The sequence below is a fragment of the Lentzea sp. NPDC054927 genome (assembly GCF_053610285.1).
The window spans coordinates 1-22,645 of sequence record NZ_JBSGXZ010000034.1 but is presented as its reverse complement, the minus strand read 5'-3'; the positions used below and the strand labels follow the sequence as shown (position 1 = coordinate 22,645).

Genomic DNA, 22,645 nt, shown 5'->3' with positions numbered 1-22,645 from the left:
CGGGTTCCGACCCCCAACCCCTCAGAGTCGCACACGCCCCCGACAGTTCCTGTGCTCCAGGGCTTTCAAGATCTCGACTTGTCCACACCCCGCGATCTGTCCACATCTGGATCTTCGCCCGTTGTGTCGTTCATCACGACTCAGCACCGTGGACCCCATGACCCACCCGATCGCCCTGCTCACAGACCCCGACCTCCTCGACGAGGTCCTCCGCATGGCCGCCGCGGCCGACTGCGAACTGTCCCGCGCCTCGGACATCACGGAACTGCGCGCGGAGTGGCACAGCGCCCCCTTGGTCCTGCTCGACCCGACCGCCGTCTCCGCCTGCCTGTCCGCGAACTTCCCCCGCCGCTCCGGTGTCCTGGTCGTCCACGGAGGCGACCCGCCCTGGGCCCCGGCGGTGGCCCTGGGCGTCGACGCAGTCCTGGAACTGCCGGTGGAAGGCCGCATCCTGGTGAGCGCTCTCGCCGACGTGGACGAGGGCCCGCCCTCCGACCGCGGCAGGGTGATCTCGTTCGTAGGCGGCCGAGGCGGCTCCGGCGCCTCGATCCTGGCCATCGCCTGCGGTCGCGAGGCAGTGGCGACCGGCGGCGAGGCCATGCTCGTCGACTGCGACCCGCTGGGCGGCGGCATAGACCTGGCGCTGGGCACCGAATCGGACGAGGGCGCCCGCTGGCCGGGCGTGCACTGCAGCGGCGGCCGAGTCCCGATGTCAGCCCTCCGCGCCGCCCTGCCCACCGCGGGCAGCCTCAGCGTCCTGGCCTGCGACCGAGCAGGCCCAGACCCCGAACCAGCAGCAGTGGCCGCCGTCCTGGACGCAGGCCGCCGCGCCGGCTGCACCGTCGTGTGCGACCTGCCGCGCCACCCCACCGCCTCCGCCTCAGCCGCCCTCGACCGCACCGACCTGACCGTCCTGGTCGTACCGGCCGAAGTCCGCGCCACCGCCGCCGCCACGCGAGTAGCCACCCGCCTCCTGACCCAGGGCCGCAACATCCGCCTGGTGGTCCGCGGCCCCTCACCCGGCAACCTGCAAGCCGCCGAGATGGCCGACGTGATCGGCGTCCCCCTGCTGACCCAGATGAGGCCCGAGCCAGGCCTGGCCGAGGTGCTGGAACGCGGCCGCTTCCCACGCAACGCCAAGGGCCCTCTCGCCACAGCGGCCCGCCTGGTGCTGAAGGAGCTGCGCCCATGAGTTGCCCGGATTGCATTCGCCTGACGGTGATTCTCCGGCGGGTCTGGCGCGCTCGTCCTGGGCCCCGAGCCGATGCGGTGAGGGCATCGCTGACGACCGATGCGGTCACCTGCCACAGGTGCAGCGGAGAAGGTGCTGCGGAACCTCTCCGGCTCGCTCACCTTCTCGGGGTCACTCGACTTCCCAAGCTCGCACGGACTACCTGGTCGCCCCGGACCGTTCAACCTCCACTGCCCAAGAGCCCTCCCGCCCGAGAGGAGTCGCGGCCATGACCAGCTTTCTGCTCCAGCCTGTCCGGTCTCTGTGCCGTGGATCCACTTCGTGGGTGGCGGAGGCGCGGCCATGACCCCGCCACGTTCGTCAGCGCGCTCGACCCCTCCTCCGCGCTCGACCTCGCCGCCGCACCCGGCCCCTCCAGCGCGAGATCCCTCGCGTGCAAGGGAGAACGCAGCGGTGACCCTCCTCCGCATCTTGGGGCGGATGGTGCGCAACCTCGTCGTCTACGGCCGTCCCTTCCCACCTCCCTTCATCTTCAAGAAGGAGCCTCCGGAATGAGCCGCTTGCTCGTCTGGTGCCACGAAATCTGGCTTCGCCTGACCGGCCGCGAGATCACCTACGGCCGGCACGCCCAACGCCCTGAGGCCGCCACATGACCTCTGCCCTGATCGACCGCGTGCGTCACCGGCTGGCCGGCGCGGACATGGAGATGACCGCGGCCGTCGTGGCGGACGCGGTCCGGTCCGAGGCCGGTGGCGTGCTGGCCGACTCGGACGTCTTGGAGGCCCTCCAAGTTCTGCGCCAGGAGTTCAGCGGCACCGGCCCATTGGACCCGTTGCTGGCCGATCCCGGCACCACCGACGTCCTGGTCACGGCGCCGGACCAGGTCTGGGTCGACGGCACGGCGGGGCTGCGCCGCACCACCGTCACGTTTCCCGACGAGGCCGCGGTCCGGCGGCTGGCTCAACGGCTGGCGGTGGCGGCAGGGAGGCGACTCGACGACGCCTCGCCCTGCGTTGACGGCTGGTTGCCCGGCAGCGGGGTGCGGTTGCACGCGGTGCTTCCGCCCATCGCGGATCGCACGTGCCTGTCGCTCCGCGTGCTCCGGCCCGCCACCCACGATCTCGAGGCACTCCGGCGGCTCGGCACGTTCGACGCTGAGATCGCTGAAGTCCTGCGCGCGATCGTCCGCGAGCGCAAGGCGTTCCTGGTGATCGGCGGTACCGGGTCGGGCAAGACCTCGTTGCTGTCCGCTCTGCTCGCGTGTGTCCCGCCGACGGAACGCATCGTGTGTGTGGAGGACGCGGGCGAGCTCGACCCGGATCATCCGCAGTTCGTCCGGCTGGTCGCGAGGCCGCCGAACGTCGAGGGTGCAGGCGAGATCACCGTGCGATCGCTGGTGCGGGAGGCACTGCGCATGCGGCCCGACCGGATCATCGTCGGTGAGGTGCGGGGCGCGGAGGTCCGCGAGCTGCTGACCTCGTTGAACACCGGGCACGAAGGCGGTGCCGGAACGTTGCACGCCAACTCGCCGGCTGAGGTCCCGGCGCGGCTCGAAGCGCTGGGCGCGTTGGGCGGGCTCGACGCGCAGGCGCTGCACAGTCAGGTGGCTGCGGCTGTGCAGCTGGTCTTGCACATGCGCCGAGACGGCAACACCAGATACCTCAGCGAGATCGGGGCGTTCGTGCGCAACGAGAAGAGGCTCGCAGTTCGTCCGATATGGACAAAATACGGCGGGTGGCACGAGAAGGAGTTGCTGTGCTGAGCCTGCTGCTGCTGGCGACCGCGTTGCTGGTGTGGCCCCAGCTCAAGTCACTCCGCAGACTCAGGCCGGCGGGCAAACGGGAAATCGTTGTGCCGCAGTACATCTGGTTTGTCGTCGCGGTCGCGGGAACGTACCTGGTGGCAGGCATCGGCGGACTGGTTGCCGGAGCGGTGCTCGCCGTCGTCATCTCCAGAATCCTCAAGCAGAGCAAGCGAAACCGCGCGTTCAGGGCGGCGACCGAAGCGCTCAGCAATGGTCTGGGTGGCGTGGTCGACGAGCTGCGGGCGGGTGCCCATCCCGCCACTGCCGCGGAAGGCGCGGCCCAGGACACCCCGGCGCCGGCCAACGAGGTGCTGAGGGCCGCGGCGGCCACCGCGAGACTGGGCGGTGACGTTGAGCGGACGTTGCGAGATCTTCGCCAGCCACTGCTCAGAACTGCGGTGGATCAGCTGGCCAAGGCGTGGCACGTGTCGGCGAAGCACGGGGTGGCGTTGGCGGATGTCCTGGACGCCACCAGACGTGACCTCGATCAGCGAGCGGCGTTCGCGCGGCAGGTGCACGCGCGGATGGCAGGTCCGCGGGCCAGTGCGGCGGTGTTGGCCGGGTTGCCGGTGTTCGGGGTGTTGCTGGGCGAGCTGAGCGGGGCCCGGCCGACGCGGATCCTTCTGGGCACCGCGGCGGGACAGGTGTTGCTGGTGCTCGGCGCGCTGTTCCTGGCGGCCGGCCTGTGGTGGACGCAGCGGATCACGGAGGTGGAGCCGTGACGTTTCTCCTCCTGGCGTTGGCGATCCTCGTGGTTCCGGTGCCGCGAAGAGCGATTGATCGGTTGCGGTCCAAGGCGCACGACCCGCCGCAGGACAAGGCCGAACGCACTGGGGCGTTCGAACGGGCTGCTGCTTGGGATCTGCTGGCCGCTTGTCTCAAGGCCGGGTTGCCCGTGCCGACGGCGATCCAGGCCGTCGCGATGAAGGAGCTCAGCCAGGTCGCGGAGCTGCTCCGGCTCGGAGCGGATCCGGTCACCGCGTGGGCGCCCGCGCTGGATCAGCCGGAAACGGCAGCGCTGGCCAGGGCGGCGCGCAGGACCGCGCGGTCCGGGGCGGCGCTGGCCAGGCAGGCGGCTGAGCTAGCCGAGCGGACCAGGGGCGAGGGGACGAACGAGGCCGAGGCGAAAGCGCAGAAAGCCGCTGTGGTGGTGGCGGCGCCGCTCGCGCTGTGTTTCCTGCCCGCGTTCCTGTGCCTTGGCGTCGTGCCGGTGGTGCTGGGGCTGGCCGATCAATTCCTCAACTGATTCCTCAACTGACGAAATTCCCCGACTGACAAGGACGAACAGATGGAACTGCTGAAAGACGACAGCGGTATGAGCACGGTCGAGTACGCGATCGGGACGTTGGCGGTGGCCGCGTTCGCCGGGGTGCTGTACGCGCTGGTCACCAGCGACTTCGTGCAGAACCTGTTGCAAGGGCTGATACAGCGTGCGCTGTCGTCGGTCTGATGACAGCGGCATGGTCACGGTGGAGGCGGCGATCGCCGTGTGCGCGTTGCTGGTGGTCATGGGGCTGGCGGCGGCCGGGCTGACGGCGCTGATCGAGCAGATGCGGTGCACCGACGCGGCACGGGAGGCGGCGCGGCTGGCGGCGCGCGGTGAACGGCAGCGCGGGGAGGAGGTCGCAGGGCAGGCCGTGCCGGGAGCGTCCGTGGTGTTCCAGGTGGAAGGGGATGCGGTCCGGGTCGTCATCCGCAAGCAGGGGCCGTTGGGCTTGCCGCTCAGCGCGCAGGCGTTCGCCGTCCTGGAGCCGCGATGAACGGCGAACGGTCTGGTTGCGACCGAGGTTCGGCTGCGGTGAGCGGTGTGGTGGCGATGTTGTTGCTGATCATCGTCACGGTGGCCGGTGCGCAGGCCGGCGCGGCGGTCGTCGTGCGGCATCGGGTGACCGGTGCGGCCGATTTGGCGGCGCTCGCGGCTGCCTCTCGTCTCGCCGAAGGCGATGAAAATGCTTGTGAGCAGGCAAAACGAGTGGCGGAAGCCAACCGGTCCGCGCTCGAGCGCTGCACGGTGAGCGGCTGGGAGGTGGTTGTGGAGGTGTCGGCGATTACGCCGTTCGGCCCGGTGAGCGCACAGGCCAGGGCAGGTCCGGCCGAAGATCGAAGCGTTTGGAGCGCGATGAGCGGTCGACTCGCAGCGGTGAGCGGACTCACACCGCCGCCGGGACATGCTGAACGGTGATCGAACTAAACGCGAGCAGTTCAGTTGCTCGGTCTGGCAAAGGGCGTTCGCCGTCTCGTAGCTACCAGTTGTCGAGCGGGGGTTACGGAGGCCGGTGCCGGTGTCGTTAGTTGTAGTGGCGGCACCGACGCGGTGTCTTACGAAAACCGACACCTTGTCGATGTCGAGTCAGAGCCTAGGAAGAAGGCGACGGAAGATGGATTGGTCGGACAGCTGGCGCGGGGCCTTCCGCATCGAACTGCGTGCCGAGGCGATCAGCCTCGCGTACCGCGGTTGGCCCGTACTGCCCGGCACTTACCCGGCCGGTTCGGAGCAGGGCGTCACCCAGTGGGCGGGCCGCAGCGGGCTCGAGCTCCACGGCCCCATCCCGGTGCACCGCGACTGGGTCGACCGCATCGGGACTCGTCCCGAGCAGGTCGCCACGTGGTGGGCGGGTCGCTCCTACAGCCTTCTCGTCGCCACCGGTCACGTGATCGACGCGATCGAGGTCGGTACCGACCTCGGCCGCCGCGCGGCCGTCGCACTGCGCTCGATCGGTGTTCCCGTGCCGATCGCCGCGACCCCGTCCGGCCGGTGGATGTTCCTGGTGAAGTCCGGCTCGAAGCTCAACGCCGAGCTGGGCAACAACGCGGACGTCCACCTGTACGGCAAGGGCGAGTCCATCCCGCTGCCGCCCACCCCGTTGGCGCACGGTGTCGTGCACTGGAGGGTCAAGCCGTCGATCTGCGGCTGGAACCTGCCGGACGCGCACATCGTGCAGGACGCACTCGTCGAGGCGCTCCACACCCCGGCGGGCTTCCAGCTCGAAGCCGCATAACAACTACAGAGCCCGGCCGTGCTGGGTGTCGTCGTGGACTCTCCCCGACAACCCCGAAGGCGATGCCCTGCACGGCCGTTCCAACCCAGCCCGACCCGATGTCGGCCTCCGTACCCCGCATTTGGGGGCCGCGCAGGTGAGGGCGAAAAGCCGAACACGCACCCCGAAGGACAGCCTCCCGCAGCACGACCGGACCGAGGAACGTTAGTGGCAGGGCGCCAGCTCTGCCGCGGTCGGTGAAGCCGGCTCCTCCCCGGAGTTCGTCCCAAGACAGTCGACACCGTCGCCTCCCGCGTGTCCTGTCGAGACGAACAACCAGATTCCACCGATGTTCCAAGGGATCCGGTCGCGCAGCGGTAGCAGGCGGGAAAACAGTGTTCGGCACGTGGAGAGCGCGGCGCCTCGGTACCCGTGAGCCGAGGCGTCGCGCCCACGAAAGCAGGAAACGCTAGAGAAGCTCGCAGTAGGCCGCGAAAGCCTCGGTCTGCTCCAGGCTTCCCGGACGCGGAACCGCATCGGCGTCCCAGCCGAGGTCCCGGTCCTCGATGACCTGCTCGATCAGCGGGTGCCACCGCTGATCGAGCATTTTCCTGGCCCACAACAGGGCGCCGCGCTTCGACTCCACCTCTCCCGTGTGGATGGTGTAGAGCGTGCGGCAGTACGCCGCGACGATGTAGCGCTGCGTCCAGGCATTGCCCATCGGCGCCCACTCCCGGATGCCTTCCAGCACGTGCGGCAGCTCGGCGCGCATCGAGGACCGCAGAGCCTCGGCCGGGACCTCGTCGACCAGCGAGGTGGTCGGCGGGCCGTCCAGCACGATGCCGTGGTTGCGCAGGATCCAACGGGCGTGCGGAGAGTTGCAGTGCAGGTCCCACGCCAAGGTTCGGGTGCCGTGGTCGTTGAACAGCCACGGAACTCCGAGGCCTGCCACCGAGCGCAGCGACTCCACGTCGGCGTAGGAGCCTTCGATCTCGGTCGACCAGTGGCCCGGGCGCAGCGGGATCTCGTCGTGCAACGCGCGCAACCCCGCCTCACGGTCGCCGGACGGCAACTCGGTGCAGGCGACGATGAAGTCGCAGTCGCTATGGATGTCACCGGCGCCCAACGCGAACGAGCCCTGGACGTAGGTGCCCACGTAGGTGGGGCCGAGGATCTCGCGCACCGACGAGACGAAGTCGGCGAGCAGCGCGTTCAGCTCGGGAAACTGAGTGGGCATCCGAAAACCGTAGCCAGGCGCACGGCCACGGTCAGGTGATTTTGCTCAGCACCACGTCCAGCACCAGCACGGCACCGGCCTTGTCCAGCGGTTCGTTGCCGTTGCCGCACTTGGGCGACTGCACGCACGACGGGCAGCCCATCGGGCACGAGCACGCGCTGATCGCCGACCGCGTGGCCGACAACCAGGCCCGCAGCGCCGAGTGGCCGCGGTCCGCGAAGCCCGCGCCGCCGGGGTGGCCGTCGTGCACGAAGACCGTCGGCATGCCCGTGTCCGGGTGCACGGCTGTCGACACGCCGCCGATGTCCCAGCGATCGCACGTCGCGAACAGCGGCAGCAGGCCGATCGCCGCGTGCTCGGCGGCGTGCAGGGCGCCGGGGATCCGTTTGCTCTCGACACCGGCGGCGACCAGCAGCGACTCGTCGACGGTGTACCAGACGGCGCGGGTCTGCAGGCTCTGCTCCGGCAGATCCAGCGGGATCTGGTCGAGCACCACGCCGGACGGCAGCCGGCGCAGGTAGCCGACGACCTGCGTGGTCACCTCCACCTCGCCCAGGCACACCGACACACCACCGAAGTCGGTGCGTTCGACCTCGCCCATCACGGTGATGTCCACGCAGTCACGCGGCTGCGTGGTCCACTCCGGATCTTCGCGGTGCACCATCGCGAGGCCGCTCTCCAGGTCGAGCTCGTCGACCACGTACGCCCGGCCTTGGTGCAGGTAGACAGCACCGGGATGCACCTGCCAGCAGGCGGATCCGGGGTCGACGGTGCCGAGCATCCGGCCGGAGTCCGACTCCACGACGGCCACCTGGTCGCCGCCGGAGCCGCGGATGTCCACTCCGGCGTGCGGGCGGTCGTGCGACGCCCAGTACCACCCCGCCGGACGCTTGCGCAGCAGCTTCTCCGCCACCAGCTCGTCCAGCACGGCCTCGGCGAGCGGTCCGCCGAAGTCGTCCAGGCACGCCGGGGTCAACGGCATCTCGGACGCGGCGCACGCCAGCTGCGGGCCTAATACATAGGGGTTCAACGGATCCAGGACCGTCGCCTCGACCGGCCGGTCCAGCACCGCGGACGGGTTGTGCACCAGGTATGTGTCCAACGGGTCGTCACGCGCCACGAACACCACGAGTGCGCTGTCGCCAGACCTGCCCGCACGACCCGCCTGCTGCCAGAACGACGCCAGGGTGCCGGGGAAACCGGCCACCACCACCGCATCCAGCCCGGCGATGTCGACGCCGAGCTCCAGGGCGTTCGTGGTCGCGACGCCGAGCAGATCGCCCGTGGACAGCGACTTCTCCAGCGCGCGCCGCTCTTCCGGCAGGAACCCGCCCCGGTAGGCGGCCACCCGAGGAGGCAGTTCGCTGTCCACTTCGGACAGAATGCGCTGGGTGCCCATGGCCGTCAGCTCCGCACCACGACGTGAGCGCACGAAGGCGAGCGAGCGTGCGCCCTCGACGACCAGATCGGCGAGGATCCGCGACGTCTCGGCGCCGGCCGACCGCCGGATCGGTGCGCCGTTCTCACCCTCCAGAGAGGTCAGTGGCGGCTCCCACAGCGCGACGGTCCGGGAGGCGCGCGGTGAGAAGTCGTCCACGACAGCGGAAACCGGCACGCCGAGCAATCGCTGAGCCGAAGCAGAAGGATCAGCCACTGTGGCCGATGCCAAAACGAAGATCGGATTCGCACCGTATTTGCGCGCGATCCTTCGCAACCGGCGCATCAACAACGCCACGTGCGAACCGAAAACACCGCGATAGGAATGGCACTCGTCGATCACCACGTACTTCAGCCGACGGAAGAACCGCAGCCATTTCGGGTGCTGCGGAAGGATTCCGCGGTGCAGCATGTCCGGGTTGGTGAAGACCCAGTTCGCGTGTGCCTTGACCCAGTCGCGTTCGGCCATCGGGGTGTCCCCGTCGTAGGCCGCCGCGCGCACACCCTTGATCCCCAGTTCGTCGAGCGAGCGGAGCTGGTCCGCACCAAGGGCTTTGGTCGGTGACAGGTACAGCGCGGTCGCCTTCGTGTCCGCCAAAAGAGTGGAAAGCACGGGCAACTGGTAGGCAAGTGACTTGCCGGACGCGGTGCCCGTCGCGAGCACCACGTGCCGGCCGGACCACGCCAGCGAAGCGGCCTCGGCCTGGTGCCGCCACGGCTCGCGCACGCCGGTTTCGGCGAACGCGGCGACCACCTGCTCGGCGGCCCACGAGGGCCATTCGACGTGATCAGCCTGCCGCAACGGCAGATCACGTGCGTGTGTGAGAGGCGACTCTCCGGCGGGCACTCCCGCCAGCACGCGGTCCAGCAACCGCCGTCCCTGATCCACCACGACGCGAGCTTCGCACACGGCACCGACACTTCCGGCTGGGCCGTGCTCGACTTCCTGCGCAGATAACGGTGTGTGCACGGATCGGGACAGTTCGTTGCCCCGTTGCAAGTACCCCCTAGACTCCCCGCTCATCGCATCCAATGAGGGATGCGTCACGTCGCGCTGGGCGGCTGGACTGCCTTGGCGCTGCACATGGCAACTCACCAGGAGGACGGATGTCCCGGCAATTCCTCGCGGAGAGCCTCGAGCTCTCCGGGGGTGATCGCGGCGTCGTAGCCGTGGTCGCCGTGGTCGCCCTGGCTGCTCTCGCCGTCGGGTACGTGCTGCTCAAGGAGGTGCTGGCCGCAGGCCAGGGCACCCCCAAGATGCAGGACATCGCCAAGGCGGTTCAGGAGGGCGCAGCGGCCTACCTCAACCGGCAGTTCCGCACGCTCGGCATCTTTGTCGTGATCGTGTTCGTACTGCTGTTCGCGCTACCGGCGGATGATTTGGCCGAACGAATCGGCCGATCTTTGTTCTTCCTCGTCGGTGCCGCGTTCTCGGCGACTATCGGCTACCTGGGCATGTGGTTGTCCACGCGCGCCAACGTGCGTGTCGCCGCCGCCGCGAACGAAGAAGGCGGTCGCGAAAAGGCGACGCGCATCGCGTTCCGCACCGGTGGTGTGGTCGGCATGACCACGGTCGGTCTCGGCCTGTTCGGTGCCGCGCTGGTCGTGCTCGTGTACGCGGGTCAGGCCCCGAAGGTCCTGGAGGGCTTCGGTTTCGGCGCCGCGCTGCTCGCGATGTTCATGCGTGTCGGTGGCGGCATCTTCACCAAGGCCGCCGACGTCGGTGCCGACCTGGTCGGCAAGGTCGAGCAGGGCATTCCCGAGGACGACCCCCGCAACGCCGCCACCATCGCGGACAACGTGGGTGACAACGTCGGTGACTGCGCCGGCATGGCCGCGGACCTCTTCGAGTCCTACGCCGTCACGCTCGTCGCGTCGTTGATCCTCGGCACCGCCGCGTTCGGCTCGCAGGGCCTGCTCTTCCCGCTGATCGTCCCCGCGATCGGTGTGCTGACCGCGGTCATCGGTGTCTACACGACGAAGGCGAAGGCGGGCGAGAACGGCCTCGCGGCCATCAACCGCTCCTTCTACATCTCCGCGGTCATCTCCGCGGTGCTGTGCACGATCGCTGCGTTCGCGTTCCTGCCGAGCTCCTTCGCGGACCTCAACGGCATCTCCGACGCGGTCAAGGCCACCAGCGGCAACCCGGCGCTGATCGCGTCCGTCGCGGTGATCATCGGCATCGTGCTGGCCGGTGTCATCCTCTGGCTGACCGGCTACTACACCGGCACCGAGCACAAGCCGGTGCAGGAGGTCGGCAAGACCTCGCTGACCGGTGCGGCCACGGTGATCCTGTCCGGTATCTCGGTCGGTTTCGAGTCCGCTGTGTACACCGCGCTGGTCATCGGTGCGGCCGTGTACGGCGCGTTCCTGCTGTCCGGTTCGGTCGTCGTCTCGCTGTTCGCGATCGCGCTGGCCGGTTGTGGTCTGCTCACGACCGTCGGCGTCATCGTCGCGATGGACACCTTCGGCCCGGTCTCGGACAACGCGCAGGGCATCGCCGAGATGTCCGGTGACGTGCACGGCGAGGGCGCGCAGATCCTCACCGAGCTCGACGCGGTCGGCAACACCACGAAGGCCATCACCAAGGGCATCGCGATCGCGACCGCCGTGCTCGCCGCGACGGCGCTGTTCGGCTCCTACCGCGACGCGATCGAGCAGGCCATCGTCAAGGTCGGCAACGTCGCGGGCGACCTGCCCGTGTCGTTCACCAACCTGGTGTTCAGCCCGAACATCCTCGTCGGCATCACCATCGGTGCGGCTGTCGTGTTCATGTTCTCGGGCCTCGCGGTCAACGCCGTGACGCGTGCCGCCGGTGCCATCGTGTTCGAGGTGCGCCGTCAGTTCCGCGAGAACCCGGGCATCATGGATTACTCGGTCAAGCCGGAGTACGGCAAGGTCGTCGACATCTGCACCAGGGACTCGCTGCGTGAGCTCGCGACTCCGGGTCTGATGGCCGTGCTCGCCCCGGTCGCCGTCGGCTTCGGCCTCGGCGTCGGCCCGCTGGCCGGTTACCTCGCCGGTGCCATCGCGACCGGCACGCTGATGGCGGTGTTCCTGGCCAACTCCGGTGGTGCCTGGGACAACGCCAAGAAGCTGGTCGAGGACGGCAACCACGGCGGCAAGGGCTCCGACGCCCACGCCGCGACGGTCATCGGCGACACCGTCGGCGACCCGTTCAAGGACACCGCGGGCCCCGCCATCAACCCGCTGATCAAGGTCATGAACCTGGTCTCCGTGCTGATCGCGCCGGCCATCGTCACCTTCTCCATCGGTGACAACGCGTCCGACCCGATCCGGATCGCGATCGCCCTGGTCGCGACCCTGATCATCGTCGGAGCGGTGGTCGTGTCGAAGCGTCGCGGCACCGCGATCGCGGACACGCCCGCGGAGAGCGTCAGCAACGGCGCCGCGTAGTTCCCCTCCCGGTCGGGGTACGTTCGGGTTTCCCCCCGACGTACCCCGACCGAGGAGTTACGACATGAGGCTCAGCCTCGTCGCCACTGCCGTTGTCGCCGCCGCCTGTGCGCTGGCCGGGTGCACCAATGGCGGCAACTCCGGCACTTCATCGACGCCCACCAGCGGCGCGGCCAGCCCCGAGGCCGTCGCCTACATGGACAAGGTGTGCGGCGCCGCCTCCGAGTTCGCCAAGATCGAGAAGACGGCCCCCAAGCTCGACGCCGACTCCACGAAGCTCAAGGCCGAGATGGCCGCCTACATGGGCCAGCTCGCCGACGCCTTCACCAAGTCCGCGGAGGGCCTCAAGAACGTCGGCCCGTCACCCGTCGCAGGTGGCGAGGAGGCCGTCAACAAGATGGCGGAGACCTTCACCTCGCTCGGCGCCGTTTTCGCGGACGCCAAGACGAAGGTCGAGCAGGCCGACGCGAACAACGCCACCGGTGGCATCCAGGCCGCCGGAGAGGCCATCGCGAAGCTCTCCGAGCTCGCTGACCCGCTGCGGGACCTCAAGGCCAACCCGGAGCTGCAGAAGGCCACGCAGACGGCATCCAAGTGCCAGGAGATGCAGCGCCTCAACCTGACGCCGACGAGCTGAGCGAGGCGGTTCGGAGTAGCTTCCGCGCCATGCGTCGCACAGTCATCGCGTTCCTGACCGGCCTGCTCGCGCTCACCGCGTGCAGCACCGGAGGAACAGGCTCCTCCACGTCCTCGACGCCGGCCAGCGAGGCCGACGTCGTGGCGTGGATGGACAAGGTCTGCGGCGCCGTCGACGGCACCGTGAAGGCCATGTCGTCCGAGCCGAACATCGACATGACCGACCCCTCCAAGCTCAAGACGGGCCTCTCCGAGTGGCTCGGCACCAAGATCGCCGCGGTCGACAAGTCGATCGCGGACCTCAAGGCGCTCGAGAACGGCCCCCACCCGAAGTCGAAGGAGCTGGTCAGCACCGCCGAGCAGGGCATGGACCAGATCAAGACACTGCTCGGTGACACCCGGTCGAAGGTGGACTCGTCCACCGATCCGACCCAGGTCATCACCGCCTTCACCGAGATGGTCACCAAGGCCGCCGCGCTGGAGGGGGCCGGTGGCGAGGTGCAGAAGAAGTTCACCGAGACGGGACTCGCGCAGGCCGCTCAGAAAGCGGGCAACTGCAAGGGGCTTGCGGTCGTTCCCACGTCTCCTCCGACTTCCTGACGAACCAGGAATCCTGTCTGACCGGATCGCCCGAACGTGTACCGTGCGGCGGTCCGGTTAGACATGTCCTGGGGGATTTTCACCATGAACGCACGTTTGAGATTCGCTGTCGCATGCGCTGGTGCCGCTCTTGCCCTCGCGGGGTGCTCCAACAGCGCCGCGCCGTCCACGCAGAGCACGGCACCCACCACGACCACCACTCCGCCCGCCGCCGACCCGGTCAAGTGGGCAGGCGCGTTCTGCAGCGGCACCACGCCGGTGCTGCTGGGCGTGGTCGAGCTCATCACCGTCGTCGGCACCAACTCCGACAACCCGGTCGCCCTCAAGGAGGGCATGCTCAAGATCCTCGACACCGGTTCGACGTCGCTCGCCGACGCCGAGAAGAAGCTCAAGGACGTCGGCGCGCCCGGCCCGGAGGCCCAGGTGCTGCACGACGACCTGGTGAAGCTGTTCGGGGAGAGCGCCAAGGAGTACAAGTCGGTCGCCGAGCAGGTGAAGAAGATCGACGCCAACGCGCCGGACTTCATGGATCAGGTCGAGAAGATCGGTGGCGACTCGGCCGACCCGTCGAAGTTCTCCGACCAGATCAAGAAGCTCGACGCCGACCCGAAGTACAAGGACGCCATCGCGAAGGCGCCCGAGTGCACCGAGATGCGCACCAAGCTCGGCAAGCTGCTCGGTCAGTGACGACGTTTCGCCTGATCGCGGCCGTGCTCAGCGCGGCCGCGATCTCCGCGTGCAGCACGTCGCCGCCTGCCCCGGTCCAACAGGCCGCGCCGACGACCACCACGACGGCGGACGTTCCCGGCGCTGATCCGGCGGCGTGGTTCGACGCCTACTGCGGTCCGATGGGAGTGGTGGAGATCTCCCGGCGGGAGATCCAGGGCAAAGCCGCACAGGGCATGGGTGCCGTGAAGGACGCCGTGGTGCGCTGGGCCTCGTCCGCCGCGGTGTCGGATCGCAAGATCGCGGACGATCTGGAGAAGCTCGGCCCGCTGGGTTCCGACGTGCGGAACCCTCACGAGCGTCTGGTCAAGGCGGTGCGCGAGCGGGCCAAGGGCTTCGAGGAGGCGTCCACGAGGTTGAGCGCGCTGGCAGCCGACGACGTGTTCCCTGAGCGGTACGAGCAGGTCATGGCCAGCAGCGGAACGGGTGCGGGTCGCGAGAACGCGGAACTGATGTTCAAGCAGATCGTGGAGACCCCGAAGTACGCCGAGGCGTTCCGCGCGAACAAGGTGTGCGCGGACTGGCAGGCGATGGCCAGAGCAAAATAGCCCGGATGAGGACTCGTCTGCTCGCTGCTCTGCTGACCGGTGCCGTCGTGCTGACCGCCTGCGGTTCCGACGCGGACAAGCCGATCACCGACGCGCAGCGGCAGTGGGTGGACGCGTTCTGCGGCGGTGTCCTGCCAGGCCTGGAAGCGGGCCTTGACCTGCGCAAACAGGACCCGGCGAACGTCGCTGCGGTCAAGGCTGCGTACGTCGAGCTCGTCACGTCCAACGCCACCGCGTTCACCGCCGCGGAGAAGAAGCTGAAGGAGCTCGGCGCGCCCGAAGACGATCTCGAGAAGGTGCACGAACGGCTGGTCAAGTTCGTCACGGAGTCCGCCAGGTCGTACGGCGACGCGCAGGCTCCCGTGCAGGCGCTGGAGCCCAACGCCCAGTTCCTGGAAGGCGCCGAGAAGGTGCTGGCCGACACCAACGTGGTGAGCAGTCCGGAAGACCTCCGCGCGACTTTCCAGGAGCTGCAGAAACGGCCGAAGTACGCCGACGCGCTGGGCAGGTCGGCGCCCTGTTCGGAGATCAGGTCGAAGGGGCAGCAGCTCGGTCGGTAACAACTGTCCCACTGGCCGCAGTCGAACGTCTGTTCTACCCTGTGGGCCGTGGTTGGGCAGCTGTCCTTCTTCTCGGCCGAGGCGCGCACGCCGGCCAAGGCGGACCTCGCCGGGTTCCTCTGCGGGCCGGGGCAGGCCGTCAGCTTCGCGCGCGGTACAGCCGCGCGCGTCTACGTCGAGCTGCGCGACGAGTGGCGTCACCGGCCGCTCAAGCAGGCCTGCACCGAGCGCGGGGTCACGACGGAGCTGTGCGTCAACGAGGAGGGCACGCACTTCGTCCGCACGCCGTTCCGCACCGATCTCACCCCTCTGGCCGCCCGCTGGCTGGACGTCTCCGTCAACGGATCTGTCAAGAAGGTGCCGGCGGACTTCGAGCTGAACGGAGCAGTGCTGCGCGTCTGGGCGCTGGCCGCGGGCAGCTGGATGGAGTCCGCGTACCTGCTCGGTTTGGACCCCAACGCGCCGCAGACACACGCACCGTTGCAAAATGCGCTGCTCGCATCGGGACTTCCGTGCACCCTGGTAGGGGCACCGGCGTTGCGGGTAACCGGCCGACGAAGGCTGGCACGGCTCGCTGAGCTGGTCGGAAGCCCTCCTCAGGGAGTGGCGATGAGCACCTGGCCGGCGGCCTGAGCGGGCCGTCCGGCATGGTTGTGTCACTCTGTCTCGTCGTACGGGCGTCGCGGAGACATGACGGATGGTGTGCTTTTCGGCCGACGCTGGGCAACACTGGCGGGCCTGGGAACCGGGTTTGGAAGAGAGCGGGACGGCGAGTGGCTGGATCGACACGGACGAAGAAGAGCAGCGGAGGAGAGGGCGGCAACATTCGACGGCTTGTGATCGTCGAGTCGCCCACGAAGGCGCGCAAGATCGCCTCATACCTCGGCGCCAACTTCGTCGTGGAGTCCTCCAGGGGACACATCCGGGACCTGCCGCGCGGTGCCGCCGACGTTCCCGCGAAGTTCAAGGGCCAGGCCTGGGCCAGGCTCGGCGTGGACGTCGACCACGACTTCGAGCCCCTCTACGTGATCTCCGCGGACAAGAAGTCGCTGGTCACGGAGCTGCGGGAAGCGTTGAAGGACGTCGACGAGCTCTACCTCGCGACAGACGGTGACCGCGAGGGCGAGGCCATCGCGTGGCACCTGCTGGAGACCCTCAAGCCGAAGGTTCCGGTTCGCCGGATGGTGTTCCACGAGATCACCGAGTCCGCGATCCAGGCCGCCGCCGCGAACCCCCGCGACCTCGACCAGGACCTGGTCGACGCCCAGGAGACCCGGCGCATCCTCGACCGCCTCTACGGCTACGAGGTCAGCCCCGTGCTGTGGAAGAAGGTCATGCCGAAGCTTTCGGCTGGCCGCGTGCAGTCCGTGGCGACGCGCCTGGTCGTGGAGCGCGAACGCGAGCGGATGAAGTTCGTCTCCGCGAGCTATTGGGACATCTCGGCGCAGATGGACGCCGGTGCCGAAGCCACGCCGCGTCAGTTCGGCGCGCGTCTCGTGGCCGTCGACGGCACGCGTCTCGCCACGGGCCGTGACTTCGGTTCGGACGGCAAGCTGACCGGCAAGGCCGACGTGGTCGTGCTGGACGAGGCACAGGCCAGGGCCATCGCCGCCGGGCTGCAGAACGCGCCGGTCAAGGTTGCCTCGGTCGAGGAGAAGCCGTACTCGCGCAAGCCGTACGCGCCGTTCATGACCTCGACGCTGCAGCAGGAGGCCGGCCGCAAGCTGCGCTTCTCGGCTGACCGCACGATGCGCACGGCGCAGAAGCTGTACGAGAACGGCTACATCACCTACATGCGTACCGACAGCACCACGCTGTCGGAGACCGCGATCAACGCGGCCCGCACGCAGGCAACGGACCTCTACGGCGCGCAGTACGTCGCCAAGGAGCCGAGGCAGTACACGCGCAAGGTCAAGAACGCGCAGGAGGCCCACGAGGCGATCAGGCCGGCGGGAGAGGTCTTCCGCACGCCCGGCCAGGTGGCCGCCGAGCTCGACGCGGACGAGTTCAAGCTCTACGAGATGATCTGGCAGCGCACGATCGCCTCCCAGATGGCCGACGCGCGGGGCAACACGACCAGCATCCGCATCCAGGGCCGGGCCGCGACGGGCCAGGAGGTCACGTTCGCCGCCTCCGGTCGCACGATCACGTTCGCCGGCTTCCTCAAGGCCTACGTCGAGACCGTCGACGCCGAGGCCGGTGGCGAGTCGGACGACGCGGAATCGCGCCTGCCGCAGCTGGTCAAGGACCAGGACCTGACGATCGCGGAACTGTCCGCGGACGGTCACTCCACCTCGCCGCCCTCGCGCTACACCGAGCCGTCGCTGATCAAGACGATGGAGGAGCTCGGCATCGGCCGTCCCTCCACCTACTCGTCGATCATCAGCACCATCCAGGACCGCGGCTACGTGTGGAAGAAGGGCGCGGCGCTGGTCCCGTCGTGGGTCGCGTTCGCCGTGGTCGGCCTGCTCGAGGGCCACTTCGGCCGTCTCGTCGACTACGACTTCACCGCGGCGCTCGAGGATGAGCTCGACGGCATCGCCGCAGGTCGCCAGCAGCGCACCACGTGGCTGTCCGGCTTCTACTTCGGTGGCAGCATCGGCCCCGACGGCTCGATCGGCCGCTCCGGTGGTCTGAAGAAGCTGGTCGGGACCGGTGTCGAGGACATCGACCCGCGTGAGGTCAACTCGATCCCGCTGTTCAGCGACTCCGAGGGCCGCACGGTCGTCGTGCGCGTCGGCCGCTTCGGGCCGTACCTGGAGCGGGATGTCGACGGAACCGCGCAGCGCGCGAACCTGTCGGACGACCTGGCGCCGGACGAGCTGACCGCGGAGATCGCCGAGAAGCTGTTCTCGACGCCGCAGGAAGGCCGGTCCCTGGGCACCGACCCGGTCTCGGGCAACGAGATCGTGGCCAAGGAAGGCCGCTTCGGTCCGTACGTGACCGAGGTGCTGCCCGAGCCGTCGGAGAACGGGGCCGCGCCGTCGAAGGCGAAGGCGCCGAAGCCGCGCACCGGTTCGCTGTTCAAGTCGATGTCGCTGGACACGGTGTCGCTGGACGACGCGCTGAAGCTGCTGTCGCTGCCGCGCGTGGTCGGCAAGGACCCGGAGACGGGCGCCGAGATCACCGCGCAGAACGGCCGCTACGGCCCGTACCTGAAGAAGGGCACGGACTCGCGGTCGCTGGTCGACGAGAGCCAGATCTTCACGGTCACGCTCGAAGAGGCGCTGAAGATCTACTCCGAGCCGAAGAAGCGCGGCCGCGCCGCCGCCGCTCCGCCGTTGCGCGAGATGGGCAACGACCCGGTGTCCGGCAAGCCGATGGTGATCAAGGAGGGCCGCTTCGGCCCGTACGTCACCGACGGTGAGGCGAACGCGTCGCTGCGCAAGACGGACAGCGTCGAGTCGATCACCGACGAGCGCGCGGCCGAGTTGCTGGCCGAGAAGCGCGCGAAGGGGCCGGTCAAGAAGAAGGCTCCGGCGAAGAAGCCGGCGGCGGCGAAGAAGCCCGCGGCCAAGAAGGCTCCGGCCAAGTCCAAGAGCTGAGCCGCGTGTGATGCACGACTGATGTACGCCTAGGAGGCGGCGGTGCCGACGAACGAGTTCGGTCCGGACGGGACTCAGCCCCCGCCGCCTCCCAGGCTGTTCCCCGACCCGCTGGCCGGGCTGGTGACCGCCGACGCCTGGATCGCTCCTCAGTGGACTGGCGGGTACGTCGCGTCACGTGTGTCGGTGCCTACACCGCCGGTGCCGACCGAGGAGATCAGGCAGGCCATCTGGTCGGCCATGGAGCAGGAACAGCGCCGGCCACGCGGCAAACGTCCGCCGCCGCATCAGCACCAGGTGCTGCAGCAGTACATGCAAGTGGTGCAAACTCCTGGCGCGCAACAACAACAGCCCGCGAAGCAGTCGAGCGGCGTGGCCGCGTTCATCGGTTGCCTGATCGTGATCGGCTTCTTCGTGCTGGTCGTGGTCAACATTCTCGGAGCGATCTTCAGCTAGCTGTGCTGAGAGTCCGGCAACGTCACCCACCCCATCCGGTTACCCTGATCCCACGGGATGGGCCGAGTAGGGGTGACTGAGATTCAGGACGCGGACACAGGAGTGACCGAGGCAGGCCAGACAGGGCAGGCCCAGTCCAGCGTGTCCACGGTCCACCGGCTGCGCTCGGTGCTGGCCATCCGGCCGTTCCGGCGGCTGTGGCTCGTCACCTACCTGTGCAGCGTTGGTGACTGGCTGTCACTGCTCGCGCTGACCGGTCTGGTCTCCGAGATGATGAGCAGCTACCAGTGGCAGTCGTTCGCGCTGTCGCTGGTCGTGCTCACGCAGCTGCTGCCAGGCATCCTGTTCGCGCCCATCGGTGGCGTGCTCGCGGACAAGTTCGACCGCCGCAAGGTCATGGTGGTCTGCGACGTCCTGCGCGGCTCGCTGTTCATCTCGATCGCGCTGATCGGGTCGCCGATCTGGCTCTTCGTGGCGAACTTCCTGGTCGGCTGCTGCGCGATGCTGTGGATCCCGGCCAAGGAGTCGGCGGTCCCGAACCTGCTGCGCCGCCCCGACCAGGTGGAGTCGGCGAACCAGCTCGGCCTGGTGATGACCTACGGCATCTCCACGATCAGCGGCTTCGGCCTGTACTCGCTGATCGCGGGCATCCCCGCCTACCTGAACCTGCAGGGCGGGAACCTCGAGTTCAACATCGCGACCATCGCGGTGATCATCAACGGCCTGCTGTACTTCACCTCCGCGATCCTGATCGCGACCCGGCTGCCGGAGCTGTCCGGTCGCACCGCGGCCAAGAAGAAGGAAGTCGAGGCCGACAAGCCGGGCTTCGTCGCGATGTTCCGCGAGGGCATCAGGTTCGCCGCCGCGACGCCGCTGGTCCGCGGCCTGGTGATCGGCATGATCGGCGCGTTCGCCGCGGCCGGTGTCGTGATCGCGACGGCGAAGCTCTACGCCCAGTCGCTGCTGGGTGGCGCCTCGACGTTCGGCCTGCTGTTCGTGGCGGTGTTCGTCGGTCTGGCGATCGGCATGGCGACCGCGCCGCGGCTGGCCAGGAGGCTCGCCTACAACCGGCTGTTCGGCGTCACCATCGTGGGCGCCGGCGTCACGCTGGTGCTGGTCGCGCTGGCCCCGCACCTGTGGATCGCGCTGCTGGCGGTGGCGCTGGTCGGCACGTGCGCCGGTGTCGCGTTCCTGACCGGCCTGACCATCGTGGGGTCGCAGGTCGAGGACGAGATGCGCGGCCGCACGGTCGCGTTGATCCAGTCGTTGCTCAAGATCGTGCTGTTCGGTGCCTCCGCCGGCGCGCCGCTGCTGGTCGCGTTGCTGCAGAAGCGCACGGTCAGCGTGTTCGGCCATCCGATGGAGGTCGACGCGACCCGTCCGGTGATGCTCGGCGGCGCGGTGATCGCGATCGTCCTGGGCCTCGTCGCGTACCGGCAGATGGACGACCGCCGCGAGGAGCCGGTGCTGACCTCGCTGTTCGCGGCGATCCGCGGCCGCCGGGCCACCAAGGGCCTGCTGATCGCGGTCGAGGGCGACACCCGCGAGGACACGTCGGTGCAGGCCCGCCGCCTGGCCGCCGCTCTGCGTGCCGAGGGTGTCGAGGTGCTGCTGGCCGCCGATCCCGAGCACGACGAACGCCGGCTGCGCACGATGCTGTCGTCCGTTGAGCTGGCCGGTGTGCGTGCGCAGGCCCTTGTCGCTGCTGCGGTCCGTGCTGATGTCGTCGAACGGCAGGTGCGCCCTGCTTTGGACGAAGGCTCCGTCGTCGTGATGGAGCGATACGTCGACTCGCCGTTGGCGCACTTCACCGCGACTTCCTCGCTGGAACACCAGGAGCTCGAGGGGCTCGTCGACTGGGCAACTGGGCGGCTGCGGCCTGATCTGACGATTCTGCTCGACCGGCCGGTCGTCGACGGCAAGGCGATCGGGCTCGAACACCACTGGCGCGTGCAGCGGCTGCTCAGCGAGATGGCCGCCGCCGACCCCGACCGCTACGTCGTGGTCGAGGCCGATGGTGACGCGGACGAGGTGGCCGAACGGGTCCGCTCCGCGGTGCTGCCGCTGCTGGCGACCCGCAAGCGAGCGGTCCCCGAAGCCGCGGTCTGACCGTTCGCTGGAAGACTGCTAGCCATGAGCGTGTGGGACGAGGTCGTCGGCCAGCCGGACGCGGTGGCTGTTCTGTCCGCGGCTGCGGAGGCCGCCGGCGTGATCGTCGCGGGTGGCACTCCTGCTCCGGGTGTGATGACCCACGCCTGGCTGTTCACGGGGCCGCCCGGGTCTGGCCGGTCGTCCACGGCGCGTGCTTTTGCCGGGGCGCTGCAGTGCGTGGTGGCTGATGACCGGCCTGGGTGCGGTGAGTGCAGCGGGTGCCGTACGTCGTTGCACGGGACGCACGCCGATGTTCGGATCGTGGCGCCTGAGGGGCTTTCCATTTCGGTCGCCGAGATGCGGTCGCTGGTCCAGATCTCTGCTCGCCGGCCTACCTCCGGGCGGTGGCAGGTGGTGATCATCGAGGACGCGGACCGGTTGACCGAGGGTGCTGCCAACGCGTTGTTGAAGGCTGTTGAGGAGCCGCCGGCGCGGACTGTGTTCCTGTTGTGTGCGCCATCTGATCATCCTGACGACGTGTCGGTGACCATTCGGTCGCGGTGCCGGTTGGTTTCGTTGGGATCGCCTCGGCCCGCTGCTATTGCTGCGGCGTTGGAGGCCATCGACGGGGTTCCTGCCGAGATGGCTTCGTGGGCTGCGGCTGTTTGTGGTGGGCATGTCGGGCGGGCCCGGCGGTTGGCCGTGGAGGAGCAGGTTCGTGCGCGTCGCGAGGCCGTGCTGCGGATTCCCTTGGCGTTGCGGAAGCCGGCCGATGTTTTCACGTGTGCTGATGAGTTGATTCGGGCTGCGGAAGAGGATGCTTCTACGGCCAACGAGGTTCGCAACGAGGTTGAGCGGTCGGCGTTGGAGACGGCGATGGGGGCTGGGGGGACCGGGAAGGGGACTGCAGCGGCTTCTCGGGGCGCCAAGGGAGCGTTGAAGGATTTGGAGAAGCGGCAGAAGTCTCGGGCTACCCGGACTCAGCGGGATTCGCTGGACATGGCGTTGGTGGATTTGGCTGGGTTTTATCGGGATGCGTTGGTGGTGCACACCGGGTCTGAGGCTGCGTTGATGCATCCGGATCGGGCTTCGGATTCTCGGACTGCTGCTGCGCAGTGGTCGCAGGAGTCGATATTGCGGCGGTTGGAGGCGGTGTTGGCTTGCCGGGAGGCTATTGAGGTCAACGTCAAGCCTCGGATCGCTGTTGAGGCGATGGTTACCACGCTGCATCGCGGGTGAGTGGTTGCGTTGCGCGGGGGCGTGTCGCGTTTTAGGGATTTCGGGGCTCCGCCCCGGACCCCGCCAATCTGATCAAGGACCTGTCCCACGCCGCACGCGGGTTGATGGCACGCCTGTTGCGTTGGGCGGAGGCGCGTTGCGTAGGTGGTGCGGTTCGGGTGGGTGGTCCCGTCACAAGT

At 68.7% G+C, this 22,645-nt stretch carries 21 protein-coding genes; 19 read left to right on the top strand and 2 right to left on the bottom strand.

The annotated features are described in order from the left end of the window. Positions 1-157 precede the first annotated feature (157 nt). The 8 genes from ssd (at position 158) to ACWGE0_RS32985 (ending at position 5,995) form a co-directional block, all read left to right on the top strand. Positions 158-1,192 carry a septum site-determining protein Ssd gene (ssd, locus tag ACWGE0_RS33020; RefSeq protein WP_452264828.1) on the top strand — a complete coding sequence of 345 codons (1,035 nt, stop codon included), beginning with the start codon at positions 158-160 and terminating at the stop codon, positions 1,190-1,192. 649 nt (positions 1,193-1,841) lie between these two features. After that, positions 1,842-2,954, top strand: coding sequence for a TadA family conjugal transfer-associated ATPase (locus ACWGE0_RS33015; RefSeq protein WP_452264827.1), 1,113 nt, complete (start codon positions 1,842-1,844; stop codon positions 2,952-2,954). Further along, the gene (locus tag ACWGE0_RS33010; protein WP_452264826.1) at positions 2,948-3,718 is read left to right on the top strand and encodes a type II secretion system F family protein; all 771 of its coding nucleotides are present in this window, start codon (positions 2,948-2,950) and stop codon (positions 3,716-3,718) included. Before ACWGE0_RS33015 ends, ACWGE0_RS33010 begins: the two co-directional genes overlap by 7 nt. Further along, positions 3,715-4,242 carry a type II secretion system F family protein gene (locus tag ACWGE0_RS33005; RefSeq protein ID WP_452264825.1) on the top strand — a complete coding sequence of 176 codons (528 nt, stop codon included), beginning with the start codon at positions 3,715-3,717 and terminating at the stop codon, positions 4,240-4,242. Before ACWGE0_RS33010 ends, ACWGE0_RS33005 begins: the two co-directional genes overlap by 4 nt. Positions 4,243-4,284: 42 nt before the next feature. Next, positions 4,285-4,446, top strand: a complete 162-nt coding sequence (locus ACWGE0_RS33000; protein ID WP_452264824.1) for a DUF4244 domain-containing protein — start codon at positions 4,285-4,287, stop codon at positions 4,444-4,446. Between the two features lie 10 nt (positions 4,447-4,456). After that, on the top strand, positions 4,457-4,756 hold the full coding sequence (locus tag ACWGE0_RS32995) for a TadE family type IV pilus minor pilin (protein WP_452264823.1): 300 nt from the start codon (positions 4,457-4,459) through the stop codon (positions 4,754-4,756). Beyond that, positions 4,753-5,178: an Rv3654c family TadE-like protein gene (locus tag ACWGE0_RS32990; protein WP_452264822.1), complete on the top strand. Its 426-nt coding sequence runs from the start codon at positions 4,753-4,755 to the stop codon at positions 5,176-5,178. The genes ACWGE0_RS32995 and ACWGE0_RS32990 overlap by 4 nt, the downstream gene beginning before the upstream one ends. A 196-nt stretch (positions 5,179-5,374) precedes the next feature. Continuing rightward, on the top strand, positions 5,375-5,995 hold the full coding sequence (locus ACWGE0_RS32985; RefSeq protein WP_452264821.1) for a bifunctional DNA primase/polymerase: 621 nt from the start codon (positions 5,375-5,377) through the stop codon (positions 5,993-5,995). Positions 5,996-6,443: 448 nt separating this feature from the next. Here ACWGE0_RS32985 and ACWGE0_RS32980 read toward each other — a convergent pair whose 3' ends face one another. Both ACWGE0_RS32980 and ACWGE0_RS32975 read right to left on the bottom strand, forming a co-directional pair. Next, positions 6,444-7,211, bottom strand: a complete 768-nt coding sequence (locus ACWGE0_RS32980; protein ID WP_452264820.1) for an aminoglycoside adenylyltransferase domain-containing protein — start codon at positions 7,209-7,211, stop codon at positions 6,444-6,446. A gap of 31 nt (positions 7,212-7,242) precedes the next feature. Further along, complete coding sequence (locus tag ACWGE0_RS32975) at positions 7,243-9,540, bottom strand: DEAD/DEAH box helicase (protein ID WP_452264819.1); 2,298 nt, start codon at positions 9,538-9,540, stop codon at positions 7,243-7,245. A 215-nt stretch (positions 9,541-9,755) separates the two neighbouring features. Between ACWGE0_RS32975 and ACWGE0_RS32970 the strand changes: the two genes are divergently transcribed. The 11 genes from ACWGE0_RS32970 (at position 9,756) to ACWGE0_RS32920 (ending at position 22,466) form a co-directional block, all read left to right on the top strand. Beyond that, the gene (locus ACWGE0_RS32970; protein WP_452264818.1) at positions 9,756-12,065 is read left to right on the top strand and encodes a sodium-translocating pyrophosphatase; all 2,310 of its coding nucleotides are present in this window, start codon (positions 9,756-9,758) and stop codon (positions 12,063-12,065) included. A gap of 64 nt (positions 12,066-12,129) precedes the next feature. Further along, positions 12,130-12,702 (top strand): hypothetical protein, encoded by a 573-nt coding sequence (locus ACWGE0_RS32965; RefSeq protein ID WP_452264817.1) that lies wholly within the window; start codon positions 12,130-12,132, stop codon positions 12,700-12,702. Positions 12,703-12,731: 29 nt separating this feature from the next. Next, entirely contained in the window at positions 12,732-13,301 is a 570-nt protein-coding gene (locus ACWGE0_RS32960; RefSeq protein ID WP_452264816.1) for a hypothetical protein, read from the top strand. Between the two features lie 84 nt (positions 13,302-13,385). Then, positions 13,386-13,988, top strand: coding sequence for a hypothetical protein (locus ACWGE0_RS32955; RefSeq protein ID WP_452264815.1), 603 nt, complete (start codon positions 13,386-13,388; stop codon positions 13,986-13,988). Further along, positions 13,985-14,575 (top strand): hypothetical protein, encoded by a 591-nt coding sequence (locus ACWGE0_RS32950; protein WP_452264814.1) that lies wholly within the window; start codon positions 13,985-13,987, stop codon positions 14,573-14,575. Before ACWGE0_RS32955 ends, ACWGE0_RS32950 begins: the two co-directional genes overlap by 4 nt. Before the next feature lie 5 nt (positions 14,576-14,580). Continuing rightward, complete coding sequence (locus tag ACWGE0_RS32945; RefSeq protein ID WP_452264813.1) at positions 14,581-15,135, top strand: hypothetical protein; 555 nt, start codon at positions 14,581-14,583, stop codon at positions 15,133-15,135. Between the two features lie 48 nt (positions 15,136-15,183). Next, a complete protein-coding gene (locus tag ACWGE0_RS32940) occupies positions 15,184-15,768 on the top strand; it encodes a hypothetical protein (RefSeq protein WP_452264812.1) in 585 nt (194 codons plus the stop codon). Between the two features lie 140 nt (positions 15,769-15,908). Beyond that, positions 15,909-18,680 (top strand): type I DNA topoisomerase, encoded by a 2,772-nt coding sequence (gene topA, locus ACWGE0_RS32935; RefSeq protein ID WP_452264811.1) that lies wholly within the window; start codon positions 15,909-15,911, stop codon positions 18,678-18,680. Positions 18,681-18,722: 42 nt separating this feature from the next. After that, positions 18,723-19,136 (top strand): hypothetical protein, encoded by a 414-nt coding sequence (locus tag ACWGE0_RS32930; protein ID WP_452264810.1) that lies wholly within the window; start codon positions 18,723-18,725, stop codon positions 19,134-19,136. 57 nt (positions 19,137-19,193) lie between these two features. Continuing rightward, entirely contained in the window at positions 19,194-21,245 is a 2,052-nt protein-coding gene (locus tag ACWGE0_RS32925; RefSeq protein ID WP_452264809.1) for a bifunctional MFS transporter/dTMP kinase, read from the top strand. Between the two features lie 24 nt (positions 21,246-21,269). Beyond that, entirely contained in the window at positions 21,270-22,466 is a 1,197-nt protein-coding gene (locus ACWGE0_RS32920) for a DNA polymerase III subunit delta' (protein WP_452264808.1), read from the top strand. Positions 22,467-22,645: the final 179 nt, after the last annotated feature.

What these genes read in the sequence shown, in the direction of transcription:
- ssd (WP_452264828.1), top strand. Translation starts at nt 158, where the DNA reads ATGACCCACCCGATCGCCCTGCTCACAGACCCCGACCTCCTCGACGAG.
- ACWGE0_RS33015 (WP_452264827.1), top strand. Translation starts at nt 1,842, where the DNA reads ATGACCTCTGCCCTGATCGACCGCGTGCGTCACCGGCTGGCCGGCGCG.
- ACWGE0_RS33000 (WP_452264824.1), top strand. Translation starts at nt 4,285, where the DNA reads ATGGAACTGCTGAAAGACGACAGCGGTATGAGCACGGTCGAGTACGCG.
- ACWGE0_RS32995 (WP_452264823.1), top strand. Translation starts at nt 4,457, where the DNA reads ATGGTCACGGTGGAGGCGGCGATCGCCGTGTGCGCGTTGCTGGTGGTC.
- ACWGE0_RS32990 (WP_452264822.1), top strand. Translation starts at nt 4,753, where the DNA reads ATGAACGGCGAACGGTCTGGTTGCGACCGAGGTTCGGCTGCGGTGAGC.
- ACWGE0_RS32985 (WP_452264821.1), top strand. Translation starts at nt 5,375, where the DNA reads ATGGATTGGTCGGACAGCTGGCGCGGGGCCTTCCGCATCGAACTGCGT.
- ACWGE0_RS32980 (WP_452264820.1), bottom strand. Translation starts at nt 7,211, where the DNA reads ATGCCCACTCAGTTTCCCGAGCTGAACGCGCTGCTCGCCGACTTCGTC.
- ACWGE0_RS32970 (WP_452264818.1), top strand. Translation starts at nt 9,756, where the DNA reads ATGTCCCGGCAATTCCTCGCGGAGAGCCTCGAGCTCTCCGGGGGTGAT.
- ACWGE0_RS32965 (WP_452264817.1), top strand. Translation starts at nt 12,130, where the DNA reads ATGAGGCTCAGCCTCGTCGCCACTGCCGTTGTCGCCGCCGCCTGTGCG.
- ACWGE0_RS32960 (WP_452264816.1), top strand. Translation starts at nt 12,732, where the DNA reads ATGCGTCGCACAGTCATCGCGTTCCTGACCGGCCTGCTCGCGCTCACC.
- ACWGE0_RS32955 (WP_452264815.1), top strand. Translation starts at nt 13,386, where the DNA reads ATGAACGCACGTTTGAGATTCGCTGTCGCATGCGCTGGTGCCGCTCTT.
- ACWGE0_RS32945 (WP_452264813.1), top strand. Translation starts at nt 14,581, where the DNA reads ATGAGGACTCGTCTGCTCGCTGCTCTGCTGACCGGTGCCGTCGTGCTG.
- ACWGE0_RS32925 (WP_452264809.1), top strand. Translation starts at nt 19,194, where the DNA reads ATGGGCCGAGTAGGGGTGACTGAGATTCAGGACGCGGACACAGGAGTG.
- ACWGE0_RS32920 (WP_452264808.1), top strand. Translation starts at nt 21,270, where the DNA reads ATGAGCGTGTGGGACGAGGTCGTCGGCCAGCCGGACGCGGTGGCTGTT.